We start from the raw sequence: 15,942 nt of genomic DNA on the forward strand, positions 1-15,942 counted from the left end.
GAAGATGTCCATTTTCGGACAAGTCTGGCTGTGGAGCCTGTTGGCGTTCTTCGTCGGCGCGCTCGTGGCCTGGTTGGTCCTCGTGGTGCCTGCGCGCAAGCGCATCCGTGAGCTGGAAGAGGCGCTGGCGTCCGCGCACGCCGAGAACGCGCGCACGCCGGCCAACGCGGCCGCGCTGGCCGCCGCGTCCAGCCGGACGTCGGTGCTGCCGCCGGTGGACGCTCCCGTGGCTTCGGAACCGGTGTTCACGTCCGACTTCGCGGAACCCGACAGCGAGCCGGCGTGGACCCGCGACGAGCGCGAGCACGCGCCGACCGAGCTGATCGCCGCGACGCCGCCCGCCGGGTTCGACCCGGAGGCGGAGTACGACGCCGAGTACCGCACCGCGCCGGACCCGGGCGCTTCGCCCGAATCCGACGAGCCGGCCCTGGCGTCCTCCGTGGACAGTGGCGACGTCTACCGCGCGGCCGCGACGGAGTACCTCAGCCCGGTCTCGCGCGAGCCGGACAGCGGTTACCACCACGCGGTCGATCTCGAGGACGAGGACCACGGCAGCGGTTACCACCGCGCGGTGGAACCGTTCGAGAGCAAGCTCGAACCCTTCGAGAGCACGCTGGAGCCCTCGTCGTTCGAGAGCCGCCTGGAGCCGTCCGACGAGCCGGTGTCGCTGTTCCAGCCCGCGCCCGCGACGGAACAGTCCGAATCGGACTGGTTCTCGAAGCAACTGCCGGACCGCTCGCCCTTCGAGGATGCGCCGGGTGGTGACTACCTCGACGAGCCCGAGTCCACTGAGCACCTGACGCCGGCTCCGGCCATGGCGGCGCAGGCGGCCGCGGTGGAGGAATCCGAAGAGTCCACAGAGGAACCTCTGGAGCCCGGCGGCCTGCCCAAGCGCCAGCCCCGCGAGTCCCCGCGCGGCGGCTTCGAGCCGCCGCGGCCGATCCAGCCGTCGATGCGGCCGGTCGAACGCCGCGAGCCGGACCTCACGGGCGCGCACAGCGGTTCGCTGTTCGAGCCGTCCGTGCAGCCCAACCAGGTCGCCGCCATGGCCGCCCCCGAACCGCCCCCGGCCCGCGACACCGGCGAGGACTCCGTGCCGCCCGGCCCCTTCGGCCCCGGCTCCGCCATGCCCCGCCCCGGCGGCGGCCGCCCGTCGGACGCCTTCACGGTCAAGGCCAGTGTCACGGCTTTGCGGTACTGCACCGAAGAATCGCCGCAGTTCCCGCGAATGGTCGCCGAAGTCTGGTTCCGTACGGCCGCCGATGCTGAGCGTGTTGGGTTCCGGCCGCTTTCCTGATTGCCTGCGGTTTCGCCGGGGCAACCAGAAAAGCTGTGTCTCGGCGGCCTCTGTGTTTTTGGCGTCGGCTCCGCCGCCGCGGGCGAGATCGCCTTTGAGCGCGCGATCTCGCGGCGTGGTTGAGTTAAGTCTTACCCAGCAACGAAAGAAGGCCTCCCCGCGCGAAGCGGGGAGGCCTTCTTTCGTGTCAGACCGAGAACTACACGACAGTCCAGGTGTCCTTGCCGCGCAGCAGGCCCTGCAGGTCGGGCTTGCGGGCGGCGCGGGCCTCTTCCACCTGGGCCCGAGCACCGTCGTCGTAGGTCGGGCGCTCGACCTGGCGCAGGATGCCCGTGGGGACGTGCGTCAGGTTCTGGTCGCCCAGGCGGGTCAGCGCGAAGGCGTACGACGTGTCCGCGATGGTCGGGTTGTGGACGACCAGGTTGTCCTCGCCGATGTCGCTCACCTTGGCGACGTCCAGGCCACCCCACTCGCCGCGGCGGACGCCGAACTCACCCTCGGCGCCGAAGCGCATCGGCTCGCCCGCCTTGAGCGGGATGAGCCGGGAGGCGGCCTCGTCCTTGTCCTTGAGGACGTCGAACGCGCCGTCGTTGAAGATGGGGCAGTTCTGGTAGATCTCGACGATCGCCGAGCCGCGGTGGCGGGCCGCCGCCTCGAGAACCTCGGTGAGGCCCTTGCGGTCGGAGTCCAGCGCGCGGCCCACGAACGACGCCTCGGCGCCGATCGCCAGCGACAGCGGGTTGAACGGCGTGTCCACCGAACCCATCGGGGTCGACTTGGTGACCATGCCCTGGCCCGAAGTGGGCGAGTACTGGCCCTTGGTCAGGCCGTAGATCCGGTTGTTGAACAGCAGGATCTTGATGTTCACGTTGCGGCGCAGCGCGTGGATCAGGTGGTTGCCGCCGATGGACAGCGCGTCGCCGTCGCCGGTGACGACCCACACCGACAGGTCCGGGCGCGTGGTGGCCAGGCCGGTCGCGATCGACGGCGCGCGGCCGTGGATCGAGTGCATGCCGTAGGTGTTGAGGTAGTACGGGAAGCGCGACGAGCAGCCGATGCCCGAGATGAACACGATGTTCTCGCGCTTGAGGCCCAGCGTCGGCAGGAACGACTGCACGGCGTTGAGCACCACGTAGTCACCGCAGCCCGGGCACCAGCGCACTTCCTGGTCGGACTTGTAGTCCTTGGCCTTCTGCGGCTCGTCGGTGGTGGGAACGAGGTCCAGACCGCCGAGCTGCGGCAGTCCGAGGTCGATGGCGGTCACTTGACGCCCTCCGGGATGGTGCTGGTGATGATGTCGGCGAACACGTTCTGCAGCTCTTCGGCCTTGAACGGCAGCCCCGCCACCTTGGTGTACGAGTGCACGTCCACCAGGAACTTCCCGCGCAGCAGCAGCGCGAGCTGGCCCAGGTTCATCTCCGGCAGCACGACCTTGTCGTAGGACCGGAGCACCTCGCCCAGGTTCGCGGGCAGCGGGTTGAGGTGCCGCAGGTGCGCCTGCGCGATCGGCATGCCCAGCTTCCGCACGCGCCGGCAGGCCGCGCCGATCGGGCCGTAGGACGAGCCCCAGCCGAGCGCGAGCACGCGCGCCTTGCCGCCCGACGGGTCGTCGACCGCCAGGTCGGGCACGTCGATGCCGTCGATCTTGGCCTGGCGCAGCCGCACCATCTTCTCGTGGTTGTCCGGGTCGTAGGAGATGTGCCCGGTGCCGTCGGCCTTCTCGAGGCCGCCGATGCGGTGCTGCAGCCCCGGCGTGCCCGGCACAGCCCACGCGCGCGCCAGCGTCTCCGGGTCGCGCACGTACGGCCAGAACTCACCGGATCCGTTGTCGGAGTTGGGTTCCTGCGCGAACTCCACACGCAGGTCCGGCAGGTCCTCGACGTTCGGGACGAGCCACGGCTCGGAGCCGTTGGCGATCGCGCCGTCGGACAGCAGCAGCACCGGCGTGCGGTACTTCAGCGCGATCCGCGTGGCCTCCAGCGCCGCGTCGAAGCAGTCGGCGGGGGAGAGCGGCGCGATGATCGGCACGGGCGACTCGCCGTTGCGCCCGAACATCGCCTGCAGCAGGTCGGCCTGCTCGGTCTTGGTCGGCAGACCCGTGGACGGGCCGCCGCGCTGCACGTCGATGACCACGAGCGGCAGCTCCGTCATCACGCCGAGCCCGATGGTCTCCGACTTCAGCGCGATGCCCGGGCCGGACGTCGAGGTCACGCCCAGCGCGCCGCCGTACGAGGCGCCCAGCGCTGCGCCGATGCCGGCGATCTCGTCCTCGGCCTGGAACGTGATGATGCCGAAGTTCTTGTGCTTGGACAGCTCGTGGAGGACGTCCGACGCCGGGGTGATCGGGTAGGTGCCCAGCAGGATCTGCAGCCCGGACTGCTGCCCGGCCGCCACGATCCCGTACGCCAGCGCCGTGTTGCCGGTGATCTGCCGGTAGGTGCCCTGGTCGAGCTTCGCCGGCGCGACCTCGAACGTCGTGGCGAACGACTCGGTGGTCTCGCCGTAGTTCCAGCCCGCGCGGAAGGCCAGGATGTTGGCCTCGGCGATGTCCGGCTTCTTCGCGAACTTCTCGCGCAGGAACCGCTCCGTGCCCTCGGTCGGCCGGTGGTACATCCACGAAAGCAGCCCGAGCGCGAACATGTTCTTGCACCGCTCGGCGTCCTTCTTGCCGAGACCGGTGTCGGCGAGCGCGCCCTGTGTCAGGGTCGACATGGCGACCCGGTGGACCTGGAAGGCCGACAGCGTGTCGTCGTCGAGCGGGTCGTTGTCGTACCCGACCTTCACGAGGTTGCGCTTGGAGAACTCGTCGGTGTTGAGGATGATCGTGCCGCCCTGCGGGACGTCGCGCAGGTTCGCCTTCAGCGCCGCGGGGTTCATCGCCACCAACACATCGGGCCGGTCGCCGGGCGTGAGGATGTCGTAGTCGGCGAAGTGCACCTGGAACGACGAGACGCCCGGGATCGTGCCTTGTGGCGCGCGGATCTCGGCGGGGAAGTTCGGCATCGTCGACAGGTCGTTGCCGAAGGCCGCGGCCTCGGACGTGAACCGGTCGCCCGTCAGCTGCATGCCGTCGCCCGAGTCACCGGCGAACCGGATGACCACCCGGTCCAGCTTGCTGACTTCGGTCGACCTCGAGCTGGTCAGGGAAGCGCTGCTGTGACCGTTGCCGGCCGCGGTGCTTCCCGGACCGCCGTTCGCACTCGTGCTCATGGGTCAGGGAATCCCTCTCTCCCGACGTGCTGCGACCCCGGGTCGGCCCCCGGGGAAACGCCCGCCCGGCGATGTCGGCTGGATCACCAGGCCACCCCCGAGGTTACTCGTCGAGGACTCGGGAGTTCCCGAAGTGTGGGGTACCCGGAGTGGAAGCCTTCATCCCGTTACCGGCGGCAAGCGCCATTTGTTACCTGTAACCGATGGTAACGGGATTTCCGGGGGATCCGCAGTGACGCACGTCTCCCTCTGATGGGCCACACAAACCGGATTTCCCGGTCTGTGGCATGGACGATGCCACCGAATGGACTGGTCCCGCATCTGCGTCCCGGCATGTGGATAAGTTCATTCGAGTTCCCGATGAAGCCCGGTGGTCCGGACAGGTCCGCCGGTCAGCTCTGCGGGTTCGGCGGCCGTTCCAGCAGCCGCGACAGGACGACCGTCGAAACGGTGCGGTCGATGATCTCCAGCCCCCGCAGCCGCTCGAGCGCCGTCTCGAGGTGGTGGATGTCCGCGGCGCGCAGGTGCACGATCGCGTCGGCCGCGCCCGAGACCGTGTAGGCGGCCACGACCTCCGGCAGTGGTTCAAGGCGCGCGCGGATGCGGGCGGGCGTGACGTTGCCCTGGCAGTGCACCTCTACGAAGGCCTCGGTGCCCCAGCCGAGCGCCTCCGGGTCGACGACCGCCGTGAAGCCGCGCAGCACGCCGGTTTCCAACAGCCGGTCGACGCGGCGCTTGACCGCCGGGGCGGACAACCCGACGACTTTGCCGATCTCGGCGTAGCTGGACCGCGCGTTGGCCACCAGGCAGGAAACGATTCGCTGGTCGATGGTGTTCACACGCAATGTTTAGCAGGTATGTGCGCAGCGAACAGAGATTGATTGCACGATTAGGCCGACCTTACCCTTCAATCATGCAGGCAGAGTCTGTGCAGCGAGTGCCCACCACCCGCCGTTACCTGATGTGCCCGCCGCGGTTCTTCGCGGTGGACTACGTGATCAACCCCTGGATGGACCCGACCGCGCCGGTCAGCGCCGACGTCGCGGTGGCGCAGTGGACCGAGCTGCGCGACACCTACCGCCGTCTGGGCCACACCGTCGAGGAGATCGAGCCGCAGCCGGGCCTGCCCGACATGGTGTTCGCGGCGAACTCCGGCACCGTCGTGGACGGGCGCGTGCTCGGTTCGCGCTTCCGGGCGCCGCAGCGCGCGGCCGAGGCCGAGCACTTCCGCCGGTGGTTCGTGGAGCACGGCTACCGCGACCTGACGATGCCGGAGCGCATCAACGAGGCCGAGGGCGACTTCGCCTGGACGGGCAAGCTGCTGCTCGCCGGCACCGGCTTCCGCACCGACCCGGCCGCGCACGCGGAGGCGCAGGAGGTGCTCGGCGTGCCCGTGGTGTCGCTGAGCCTGGTCGACCCGCGGTACTACCACCTCGACACGGCGCTGTTCGTGCTCACCGAAGCCGACGCTGGGACCGACACCACGGCGGCGCAGATCGCCTACTACCCGGCGGCCTTCTCGTCGGGCTCGCAGCGCGTGCTGCGGCGCCTGTTCCCCGACGCCGTGATCGCCACGGCCGCCGACGCCGAGTGTTTCGGCCTCAACGGCGTCTCCGACGGGCGCAACGTCGTGCTGCCCCTGGAGGCCGTCGGGCTGGGCGCGCAGCTGGCCGCGCGGGGCTACGAGCCCGTCTACCAGGACATTTCCGAACTGCGGAAGGCCGGCGGCGGGCCGAAGTGCTGCACTTTGGAGATTCGCAAATAACTTTGTGTAGATAGTGTAACTACTCCATTTGCCAATTCGATTAATCGACGTACAGGAGGTCCGACGCTCCGAACCGGGACGAGGTGCGATGGTCAACTTCGCCGTGCACGGCATCGGCAGACCCCAGCGCGCGCTCGATCCGGGCGAAGACGAGCGCTGGATCACGGTGGAGCAGTTCGACACCTTGCTGGACGTCGTCGCGAAGTGCCCTGAATCGCGGCTGACCTTCGATGACGGCAACATCTCGGACATCGAGGTCGCGTTGCCGAAGTTGGTGCAGCGCGGGCTGCGTGGGGAGTTCTTCCCGCTCGCCGGCCGGGTCGGCTCGCGGGGGTTCGTGGATCGTGCCGGGTTGCGTGAGCTCGTCGCGGCCGGGATGGACGTCGGGTCGCACGGCTGGGACCGGTTCGGTGCGCGGCGGTTCGAGGAACGCGTGTTGCGGCGGGAGCTTGATGCGGCGCCGCGGTTGCTGGGGGAGCTGAGTGGGCGGGCGGTGTGCCGGTACTCCCTGTCCGGGCGTCGGGTGGACCGGCGCGTGCTGGGGCGGTTGAGGGCGGCCGGTGCGACGCGGGTGTATGCCGGTTCCGGTCCTGGTAGTTCGAGTGTTCGCGGCGGGGAGTGGTTGCAGAACCGCGTCGAGGTGCATCGGGATCTGGATCGCGAGTGGGCAGAGGGTGTGCTGGTGGGTCGGTACGGGCACCGCTGGCCGGGCCGGTTGACGGGACTTCTGACGTTCTGAGTCGGCGATCCTTCGCGGGACGGCTCACGTTGGTGCCGGGCGGGGGCCGGGTGCTGGCGGCGGTGCGTCGTCGGCTTGCGTTGGGTGGGGGTCCCCTGCGCTGAGCTGTGTACCGGTGTTCGGGACTTCGGTTTTCCGGTTTCGTGAACGGTTTCCTGGTGCACCAGCGGTTTCGTCAAGCGTTGCCAGCTGGTGGGAAAACCACTGACGGCCGGCCCTTGTCACCGTGCGCGCCCGGGTGCATCCTGTGCGCTACGCCGCAAACAGTAAGGAAACTTTCCTAACTAACAGTTTCTCTTGACTGACAGGGAGCCTCGATGAGGAAGCTGATCCTGTTCGCGACCATGGCGATCGCCGCCGCGGTGATGCCGGCGGCGGTGGCGTCGGCCTCGGCCGCTGGGACGCCGGCGGGTCCGGACCACGCCCAGGTCGCCGCGGCACCGGCCGCGGGCCCGACGGCGGCGCAGCTGCTGGCGAAGACCAACAGCTGCAACCAGATCTCGAACGGCAAGTACAAGACCGACGAGGACGCGGGCTCCAAGACCGTCGCCGTGTGTGACGCCAACGGGGCCGTGTTCTGGAAGGCCGACATGGACATCGACTGCGACGGGCAGCGCACGTCGCAGTGCAACGAGGACACCGACTGCTGTTTCCAGGGCGACACGGCGTTCCACCAGAGCGACGGAAAGCCGCTGAATGCTGCGACGTTGCCCTACATCGTCGTGCCGAGCTCCAGCGGCACGTGGAACTACTCGTCCTCCGGTCTCAAGGGCGGCGGTTCCTGTGCGGTGATCTACAACGGGAAAGTCGAATACACCGTCATCGGTGACACCGGGCCGACCGGGATCATCGGCGAGGCTTCGTACGCGACGGCCAAGGACCTCGGCATCAACCCCGACCCGTCCAACGGCGGCACCGACTCCGGTGTGACCTACATCTGCTTCAAGAACTCGAAGGTCTCGCCGATCGAGAACCACGGCACGGCCACGAGCACCGGCCAGAACCTGGCCGGCACGTTCGTGAACAACAACTGAGCCTGACGAACAACGGCGCCGGGGAGGCTTTGTCGAGCTTCCCCGGCGCTTCGTCGATTCCTGGCAGAAATGGCGCTACGGCAACGAAAATGTTGTCGAGACCACTACGAGAGGCCGAAAAAGCGCACAATCGATACGCAAATCCGGTTGCCATTTCTCCACTGGCCTGAACGGGTAACGAACTGCGTCCGCGCGCCGACCAAGGGATCAGCGAATGCGGGCGGAGGTTCAAGCGTGAGGATCAGTGTCTTCGGGCTGGGGTACGTGGGGTGTGTGTCCGCGGCCTGTCTGGCGGGGAACGGGCACGAGGTCGTCGGGGTCGACGTGAACCCGGTGAAGGTCGACCTGGTGACGCGCGGCAACGCGCCGGTGGTCGAGGAACGCATCGGTGAGCTGACGGCCGAGGTCGTGGCGTCGGGGGCGCTGCGCGCGACGACCGACGTGGCCGAGGCGGTGGCGGCGACCGACGTGTCGCTGATCTGCGTGGGCACGCCTTCGGCGCCCAACGGCAGCCTCTCGACCGAGTACCTCGAGCGTGTGGCCGACGAGATCGGCGAAGCGTTGGCGCACAAGGGGTCCCGCCACACGGTGGTGTTCCGCAGCACGATGCTGCCGGGCACCTGTCTCGACCTGCTGGTGCCGATCCTGGAGAAGTCCAGCGGCCGAACCGCGGGCGTCGACTTCGGCGTGGCGGTGAACCCGGAGTTCCTGCGCGAGGGCACCAGCGTGCGCGACTTCTTCGACCCGCCCAAGACCGTGATCGGCGAGCTCGACACGGCCAGCGGCGACATCGTGGCCGAGCTCTACACGGGCCTGCCCGGCGACGTCTTCCGCGTGCCGATCCCGGTGGCGGAGATGACCAAGTACGCCGACAACGCCTTCCACGGCTTGAAGATCGGCTTCGCCAACGAGCTCGGCGCCGTGTGCCGCGCGCTGGGACTCGACTCGCACAAGGTGATGGACGTCTTCCTCGCCGACCGCAAGCTCAACGTTAGCCCCGCGTACCTGCGCCCGGGCTTCGCGTTCGGCGGTTCGTGCCTGCCGAAGGACCTGCGCGGACTGGTCTACGCCGCACGCCGCGCCGACGTGTCGGTGCCGATCCTCGAGCACGTGCTGCCCTCGAACGAAGATCACCTGCAGCGCGCGTTCGACCTCGTCGCGCGCACCGGCAAGCGCAAGGTCGGGCTGTTCGGCCTGTCGTTCAAGCCGGGCACCGACGACCTGCGCGAGAGCCCGCTCGTCGAGCTCGCCGAGCGGCTGCTGGGCAAGGGCTTCGAGCTCAAGATCTACGACGCCAACGTGAGCCTCTCGCGGCTCATGGGCGCCAACCGCGAGTACATCGAGAGCCGGCTGCCGCACCTCGGTCAGCTGCTCGCGAGCTCGGTCGAAGAGGTGCTGGAGCACGCCGAGGTGTGCCTCGTCGGCACCGCCGACCCGGCCGTGCTGGCCGCTCTTCCCCACGGTGGCGAGCAGACGCTCGTCGACCTCGTCCGCCTCCCCGACGCCGAGGTGCGCCGGGCCGAAGAGGGATACGTCGGCCTTGCCTGGTGACAAGAAAAAAGCCCTGATCCTGGTCGAGAACCTCTCGGTTCCGTTCGACCGCCGCGTGTGGCAGGAGTGCCAGACGCTGCGCGACGCCGGCTGGGAGGTGCACGTGATCTGCCCGCAGGGCACCAAACGCGACACCGAACCCGAAGCCGTGATCGACGAGGTGCACATCCACCGCTACCCGCTCAAGGCGGCGACCGGTGGCCCCGCCGGCTACCTGCAGGAGTACGGCTCCGCGGTGTGGCACACGTTGCGGCTGGCCCGCAAGGTCGGCCCCGTCGACGTGGTCCACGCCTGCAATCCGCCGGACCTGCTGTTCCTCGTGGCGCGGATGCTCAAGCGCCAGGGCGCGAAGTTCATCTTCGACCAGCACGACCTCGTGCCGGAGCTGTACTTGTCGCGCTTCGACCGTGGTCAGGACCTGCTCTACCGCGGCGTCTGCGCGCTCGAGCGCTCCACCTACCGCGCGGCCGACGTCGTGATCGCCACCAACGAGAGCTACCGCCAGGTCGCCCTCATCCGCGGCGGCAAGCGGCCCGAGGACGTGTTCGTGGTCCGCAGCGCGCCCGTGGTCGAGCGCTTCCACGAGGTGGCGGTGGAGCCGGAGCTCAAACGCGGCAAACCGCACCTGCTCTGCTACCTCGGCGTGATGGGGCCGCAGGACGGCGTGGACTACGCGTTGCGTGCGCTGGCTTCCCTGCGTGACGAGATCGGCCGCGACGACTGGCACGCCGTGTTCGTGGGCGCCGGCGACGCGTTCGACGACGTGGTGGCGCTGTCGAAGGAACTGGGCCTGGAGAACCAGGTCGAGTTCACCGGTCGCGTCTCCGACGCCGACCTGTTGCGCTACCTGTCCGCGGCCGACGTGTGCCTTTCGCCCGACCCGCTCAACCCGCTCAACGACGTGTCGACCATGAACAAGATCATGGAGTACATGGCGATGAGCAAACCCATCGTCTCGTTCGAACTACGCGAGGCCCGCGTCTCCGCGGGTGAGGCCGCTCTCTACGCGCCGGCCAACGACGTCACCGAGTTCGCGAAGCTCGTCGCCGTGCTGCTCGACGACCCGGGCGAGCGCGTCCGGATGGGGGAACTCGGCAAGGCGCGGGTCAGCGGGCCACTGGCCTGGGCGAACTCACAGAAAGCCCTGCTCGCCGCGTACGAGCGGGCTGCGCGCTGAGCCCACGTGCTTGATCGCGGTTTGAACAAGGTTCGTGCGTTCGGTGTAACCAACGCCTCCAGCACGACGACGGGGTCAGTGACCGGTACGCCACTTTCGGAGGGGAGACCCCGGTTTTGAGTGACGACACGGTACGACTTTCGATGGTGGGACAGGTTCTGCGCAGACGCTGGAGGGCGCTGCTGATCCTGGTGGTCGTGGGGGCGGGCGTCGGTGCGGGTGCTTCTGTCGTGCTCTCGCCCGGTTACGAGACCACGGCGAGCGTGCTCCTGCAGGGCCCGCGCCAGGCCGACGAGCTGCTGACGCAGGCCCAGGTGGCCACCAGCTCGGTGGTGCTGGACCGCGCGGCCGCGGCGCTCGGCATGCGCGAGGCCGGTCCGGACCTCCAGAAGAAGGTCACGGCCTCGGTGGCGCAGGGCAACGTCGTGGCGATCAGTGCTTCGAGCGACAGCCCGGAGCGCGCGCAGCAGCTGGCCGATCAGGTGGCCAAGGAGTTCGTGAAGTACTCCACGCAGCTGCTGTCCAACTCGGCCGGCTCGTCGGCCCAGCTCGCGCAGGAGCAGCGGGAGGCGCTGCGCCAGCAGGTGGCGCAGACCAACCAGCGCATCCTCGACCTGTCCCGTTCGGTGTCCGACGGCCAGACGGTGGAGGGCGTGCAGGTCCGCACGGAGCTGCAGGGCCTGCGCACCTCGCTGGAGCAGGCGATGAACAACCTCGACGCGGCCGACGCGGCCACGGGCGCCGGCAACATGGTCGTGATGGGGCCGTCGGAGAAGCCGACCTCGCAGGCTCCGCCCACGCTGCCGCAGCTTGCCGGGGGCGGCGCGATCCTGTTCTTCCTCATCGGCCTGCTCAGCTACCTCTTCGGGGCGCGCAGCGACCGCCGGCCGCGCAGTGAGACGGAGATCGGCTCGGCGCTGGGTGCGCCGGTGCTGGCGAGCGTCGACGTGCCGGAGACCGGTGAGCCTGAGCGCACCGCCGGCTTCCGGGGCGCGCTGCGCCGGATCACGGGCAGCGACAAGCCGTGGAACCTGCCGGAGGTGCCGGCTTCGGCCGACGAGTCCAGCCGTGAGGTGCGGTACCGCCGGGTGTTCGCCCGGCTGGGCACCGACCGCGACGGCGTGCTGCGGCTGCTCGTGCTCGTCGCCGCGGGCGACAGCGCGGCGCGGCGCGCGGCGACTCAGTTCGCGAAGGTCGCCGAGACCGAGCGCGTGCGGGTGGAGCTGACGATCACGGAGGTCACCGTGGGCTCCGGCGTGCAGCCGACCGTGCCCGACGGCACCGCCGGCGTGCTCGCGGTGCTCTCGGTCGGCAGCCGCAGCGCGTGGGAGCTCGTGGCGATCGCCGAGGCGTGCGCCGACGCGGGCCACGAAGTGCTCGGCGCCGTGCTCACGCGTCAGGTCCGTGTCACCGGGAAACCGCGCAGAGAACCCGCCTCGGCGGATCCACCCCAGGTCCCGGTGGACCGTGACGCGATGGCAGGTTCGTCATGACCAGTTCGCAGAGCTCCTCGCCACCACTGATCGACCTGCAGAGAATCGTCGTCGCCGTGCGCCGGCACCGCCGGCTGTGGGTCGCCTTCGCGTTGCTGGGCCTGGTGGTCGGCGGCGCGGTGGCCGTGCTGCTGCCGGCCCCGCCGACCGCGGTCACCAAGGTGATCGTGATCCATCCGGACGACTCGCCGACCGACAGCGGCACGCTGATGCGCACCGACGTCGCCGTGCTGGAGACCGCGAAGATCGCGTCGGCCGCGCTGCAGAAGGTGCACAGCACCGAGGCGACCGAAGACTTCCTGAAGGACTACACCGGCCTCGGCCTGACCAACAACGTCATGCAGGTGACGGTCACGGCCAAGACCAAGGAAGACGCTGTCGCCAAGGCGCAGGCGCTGGCCGACGTCTTCATCGCCGACCACGTGCAGCGCAACCAGGCCGCCGCGACCGCGCAGGCCAAGGCGCTGCTCGACCAGCGCACGCAGGCGCAGCAGGAGCTGGCGCAGATCGACTCGCAGGCCGCTACCGAGGCGGACAAGGGCAGCCGCGCGAACGCCGGCACGCTGGAGCAGCTGTACACGCAGCGCGCGGACCTCGTGTCGAAGATCGCCGACCTGCAGAACCAGGCGCAGCAGGCGGGCATCGGCACACCGCAGGTGGCCGCGGGCACGCAGATCGTGGACGCGCCGGCGATCCAGAAGGTGTCGTTGCTCAAGACGGTCGCCACCAACGGCGCCATCGGCTTCGCGCTCGGCCTCGCCCTCGGGCTGGCCCTGGCGATGGTCACCGCGCTCGTGCGCGACCGGCCGGTGCTGCGGCGCGAGGTCTCCGAGCACCTCGGTGCGTCGGTGATCGCGCAGCTGCCGTCGAAGCTGCGCGGCCCGAAACGGTTGTGGGCCAAGTCGAAGCCGGTGGTCGAACGCAAGCGCGTGGCCGTGACGCTCGTGCGGGCGGCCCGGGCCGAACGCGGGCCGCTGTCGTTGCTGGAGCTCGGCGCGCCCGGCGTGGCCGCGGGGCTCGCGGTGGACATGGCGGCGGAGCTGGCCGAGGACGGGCCGGTCGTGGTGATCGACGACCTGCCGCGTCACGACGCGAAGCGCCTGACCGTGGCCGGCGACGTGAAGGTGGTCGAGGTCGGGGACCCGTCGATCAAGCGCGCGGTGTACCGGCTCGGCGTGGGCACGGTCGCGCCCGGCACGGCGTGGACGGACCTGGAGTACCTCGGCACGGAGACGGTGCTGGTCGTGCGCTCGGGCCACGCGAACACGCTGTGGCTGCACACCGTGGCCCGGCAGCTCGCCGACTGCGGCATCCCGATCCTGGGTGTAGTGCTCGTCGATCCGGACCCGAAGGACCAGACCGACGGGACGCTGTGGGACGGCCTGCACACCGCGTTGCGCGGGCGGGCGTCCGTGGTGGTGGCCAAGCAGATCGAGAAGCCGGCCGAGCCGCTGCGGAAGTTCGTGGAGCAGGAACCGGAGAAGCCGATCGACTGGCCGGTCGAGCACGACGTGAACGACGCGGCGACCACCATCGAGGCGTCGGTCGTCAAACCGGCCAAGCCCGCCGTGCCCGTCGAAACGAAGGGCCACCTCGAAGCGCCGACCCGCCGGCTCAGCCCGGTGCCGCGCAAGCCCGAGGAGCGCGCGCCGGAACAGCGCAAGTCCGAGCCCGGCAACTCCGAGATGCCGACCAAGAAGTTCGCGCCCGTCCAGTCCGGTCCGGAAAGCTAGAGAGGGTCACGAACATGTGCGGCATCGCAGGTGCCTACCACTGGCCGGACGGCGGCCCGCTCACCGATCGGCTCACGAAGTGCCTCGCGCACCGAGGGCCGGACGGTTCGGGGCGCTACGACCACCGCGCCGGCGCCGGAGAAGTCCACTTCGGACACCGCAGGCTGTCGATCGTCGACCTGTCCGAGACGGGCGCGCAGCCGATGGTGGCCGAGGGGCTCGCGCTGACGTACAACGGCGAGCTCTACAACGCCCCGGAGCTGCGCGCGGAGCTGGAGGGCAAGGGCGTGCGGTTCCGCGGCACGTCCGACACCGAGGTGCTGCTGCGCGCGTGGCGCGAGTGGGGCGTCGACTGCCTGCCGCGGCTGCGCGGGATGTTCGCGTTCGGCGTCTTCGACGAACGCACCGGTGAGCTCACGCTGGTGCGCGACCAGCTGGGCATCAAGCCGCTGTTCTTCGTGCGGCGAAACGGTGGCGTGGCGTTCTCCTCGGAGCTCAAGGCGCTGGCCACCGAGCTCGGCGGCACGCTGGAAGTCGACAAAGCGGCGCTCATCGCATCGCTGCTGTACTACTGGGTGCCCGACAGCCGCTGCGCGTACCGCGAGGTCGAGAAGCTGCAGCCCGGCGCGTGGGTGCGCTTCCGTCCGGACGGCACGAGCGAGCGCGGCGCCTACTGGTCGCTGCGCCAGGTCGCCGAGGAAGGCGAGGCGTATCGGGTTCAGGGGGGTGGCGACGTCGACCTCCACGAGGTGATCGCCGACTCCACGAGCAAGCACCTGCTCTCCGACGTCCCGGTCGCCACGTTCCTCTCCGGCGGCCTCGACTCCAGTTACCTCACCGGGCTCGCCGCGCGGCAGCAGCCCGGGATCTCCGCGTACACCATCGGTTTCCGCGCCGAGGACGCCAAGTTCGAGGCGATGCCGGACGACTTGAAGTACGCCAGGATCGTCGCCAAGCAGTTCGGTGTCGACCTGCACGAGATCGAGATCGCGCCGCAGGTGCTCGACCTGTTGCCGCGCATGACCTACCACCTCGACGAGCCCATCGGCGACCCCGCGGCCATCAACTCGTTCCTCATCTGCTCGGCGGCGCGGGAGGCCGGCGTGAAGGTGATGCTGTCCGGGATGGGCGCCGACGAGATGTTCGCCGGCTACCGCAAGCACTACGCGAACCAGCTCGCCCTGCGTTACCAACGCGTTCCCGGCCTGGTGCGCAAGCCGATCGAAACCGTCGTGGACCGCCTGCCCGTCGCGTCTGCCAGCCGCGGTTACCGCACGGTGCGGTTCGCCAAGCGGTTCCTGTCGTTCGCGGAGCTGCCGGAGGAGACGGCGTTCCGGCGCAGCTACACGATGTACGACCGCGGCGAGCTGCTCGACCTCGTGAACCCGGACCTGGCCGCCGACGTCGACGACGTGCTCACCGAACACGCGGACACGTACCACGACCAGGCGCTGAGCGACTACGTCAACCGCATGTGCCTGGCCGACACGCGGATGTTCCTGCCCGGCCTGAATCTCACCTACACCGACCGCTCGACGATGGCCGCCTCCACCGAGGTGCGCACGCCGTTCGTCGACGTCGAGGTGGTCAAGGCGGCGTTCCGGGTGCCGGGAAACAAGAAGATCGTCGGCCGCCAGGGCAAGGCGGCGCTCAAGGAAGCCGCGCTGGCGATCCTGCCGAAGGAGATCGTCTACCGCCCGAAGGGTCTATTCAGCGCCCCGCTGCGGGCCTGGATGAGCCGCGACCTGGCCCCGCTGGTGCGGGAGGTCGTGAACGAGGGCGTGCTCGTCGAATCCGGGTTCCTGCAGCGGGAGGCCCTGCAGAAGCTCGTGGCCGAGGACGCCGCCGGGCAGCAGGACCGCGCGAAGCACCTCTGGCACGTGTTGACCCTTGAGTACTGGTACCGCGCCGCGTCTTCGACGACTATTCCGAGCAGCTAGGAG

At 69.5% G+C, this 15,942-nt stretch carries 12 protein-coding genes; 9 read left to right on the forward strand and 3 right to left on the reverse strand.

All coding sequences use genetic code 11. The features are described from left to right. Positions 1 to 4 precede the first annotated feature (4 nt). Entirely contained in the window at positions 5 to 1,297 is a 1,293-nt protein-coding gene (locus K1T34_RS21390) for a LapA family protein (protein ID WP_220245992.1), read from the forward strand. A 199-nt stretch (positions 1,298 to 1,496) separates the two neighbouring features. Here K1T34_RS21390 and K1T34_RS21395 read toward each other — a convergent pair whose 3' ends face one another. The 3 genes from K1T34_RS21395 to K1T34_RS21405 all read right to left on the reverse strand — a co-directional run bounded on the left by K1T34_RS21395 (position 1,497) and on the right by K1T34_RS21405 (position 5,346). Then, entirely contained in the window at positions 1,497 to 2,561 is a 1,065-nt protein-coding gene (locus K1T34_RS21395; protein WP_220245993.1) for a 2-oxoacid:ferredoxin oxidoreductase subunit beta, read from the reverse strand. Continuing rightward, a complete protein-coding gene (locus K1T34_RS21400) occupies positions 2,558 to 4,507 on the reverse strand; it encodes a 2-oxoacid:acceptor oxidoreductase subunit alpha (RefSeq protein ID WP_220245994.1) in 1,950 nt (649 codons plus the stop codon). Before K1T34_RS21400 ends, K1T34_RS21395 begins: the two co-directional genes overlap by 4 nt. A 392-nt stretch (positions 4,508 to 4,899) precedes the next feature. Next, positions 4,900 to 5,346 carry an Lrp/AsnC family transcriptional regulator gene (locus K1T34_RS21405; RefSeq protein WP_220245995.1) on the reverse strand — a complete coding sequence of 149 codons (447 nt, stop codon included), beginning with the start codon at positions 5,344 to 5,346 and terminating at the stop codon, positions 4,900 to 4,902. Positions 5,347 to 5,420: 74 nt separating this feature from the next. Here K1T34_RS21405 and ddaH point away from each other — a divergent pair, with 74 nt between their 5' ends. From ddaH to asnB, 8 genes are all read left to right on the forward strand, one after another. Continuing rightward, positions 5,421 to 6,272 carry a dimethylargininase gene (ddaH, locus tag K1T34_RS21410; protein ID WP_360583878.1) on the forward strand — a complete coding sequence of 284 codons (852 nt, stop codon included), beginning with the start codon at positions 5,421 to 5,423 and terminating at the stop codon, positions 6,270 to 6,272. 88 nt (positions 6,273 to 6,360) lie between these two features. Beyond that, the gene (locus tag K1T34_RS21415; RefSeq protein WP_220245996.1) at positions 6,361 to 7,011 is read left to right on the forward strand and encodes a polysaccharide deacetylase family protein; all 651 of its coding nucleotides are present in this window, start codon (positions 6,361 to 6,363) and stop codon (positions 7,009 to 7,011) included. A 317-nt stretch (positions 7,012 to 7,328) separates the two neighbouring features. After that, a complete protein-coding gene (locus K1T34_RS21420; protein WP_220245997.1) occupies positions 7,329 to 8,045 on the forward strand; it encodes a glycoside hydrolase family 75 protein in 717 nt (238 codons plus the stop codon). Between the two features lie 234 nt (positions 8,046 to 8,279). Beyond that, entirely contained in the window at positions 8,280 to 9,596 is a 1,317-nt protein-coding gene (locus K1T34_RS21425; protein WP_220245998.1) for a nucleotide sugar dehydrogenase, read from the forward strand. Further along, positions 9,586 to 10,773 (forward strand): glycosyltransferase family 4 protein, encoded by a 1,188-nt coding sequence (locus K1T34_RS21430; protein ID WP_220245999.1) that lies wholly within the window; start codon positions 9,586 to 9,588, stop codon positions 10,771 to 10,773. Before K1T34_RS21425 ends, K1T34_RS21430 begins: the two co-directional genes overlap by 11 nt. Positions 10,774 to 10,916: 143 nt before the next feature. Beyond that, positions 10,917 to 12,266 (forward strand): exopolysaccharide biosynthesis protein, encoded by a 1,350-nt coding sequence (locus tag K1T34_RS21435; RefSeq protein ID WP_220246000.1) that lies wholly within the window; start codon positions 10,917 to 10,919, stop codon positions 12,264 to 12,266. Beyond that, on the forward strand, positions 12,263 to 13,999 hold the full coding sequence (locus tag K1T34_RS21440; RefSeq protein ID WP_220246001.1) for a Wzz/FepE/Etk N-terminal domain-containing protein: 1,737 nt from the start codon (positions 12,263 to 12,265) through the stop codon (positions 13,997 to 13,999). The genes K1T34_RS21435 and K1T34_RS21440 overlap by 4 nt, the downstream gene beginning before the upstream one ends. A gap of 14 nt (positions 14,000 to 14,013) precedes the next feature. Further along, positions 14,014 to 15,939, forward strand: coding sequence for an asparagine synthase (glutamine-hydrolyzing) (gene asnB, locus K1T34_RS21445; protein ID WP_220246002.1), 1,926 nt, complete (start codon positions 14,014 to 14,016; stop codon positions 15,937 to 15,939). Positions 15,940 to 15,942 lie beyond the last annotated feature (3 nt).

The sequence above is a fragment of the Amycolatopsis sp. DSM 110486 genome, assembly GCF_019468465.1.
GTDB lineage: Bacteria > Actinomycetota > Actinomycetes > Mycobacteriales > Pseudonocardiaceae > Amycolatopsis.

What these genes read in the sequence shown, in the direction of transcription:
- asnB (WP_220246002.1), top strand. Translation starts at nt 14,014, where the DNA reads ATGTGCGGCATCGCAGGTGCCTACCACTGGCCGGACGGCGGCCCGCTC.
- K1T34_RS21440 (WP_220246001.1), top strand. Translation starts at nt 12,263, where the DNA reads ATGACCAGTTCGCAGAGCTCCTCGCCACCACTGATCGACCTGCAGAGA.
- K1T34_RS21435 (WP_220246000.1), top strand. Translation starts at nt 10,917, where the DNA reads ATGGTGGGACAGGTTCTGCGCAGACGCTGGAGGGCGCTGCTGATCCTG.
- K1T34_RS21390 (WP_220245992.1), top strand. Translation starts at nt 5, where the DNA reads ATGTCCATTTTCGGACAAGTCTGGCTGTGGAGCCTGTTGGCGTTCTTC.
- ddaH (WP_360583878.1), top strand. Translation starts at nt 5,421, where the DNA reads ATGCAGGCAGAGTCTGTGCAGCGAGTGCCCACCACCCGCCGTTACCTG.
- K1T34_RS21420 (WP_220245997.1), top strand. Translation starts at nt 7,329, where the DNA reads ATGAGGAAGCTGATCCTGTTCGCGACCATGGCGATCGCCGCCGCGGTG.
- K1T34_RS21400 (WP_220245994.1), bottom strand. Translation starts at nt 4,507, where the DNA reads ATGAGCACGAGTGCGAACGGCGGTCCGGGAAGCACCGCGGCCGGCAAC.
- K1T34_RS21415 (WP_220245996.1), top strand. Translation starts at nt 6,361, where the DNA reads ATGGTCAACTTCGCCGTGCACGGCATCGGCAGACCCCAGCGCGCGCTC.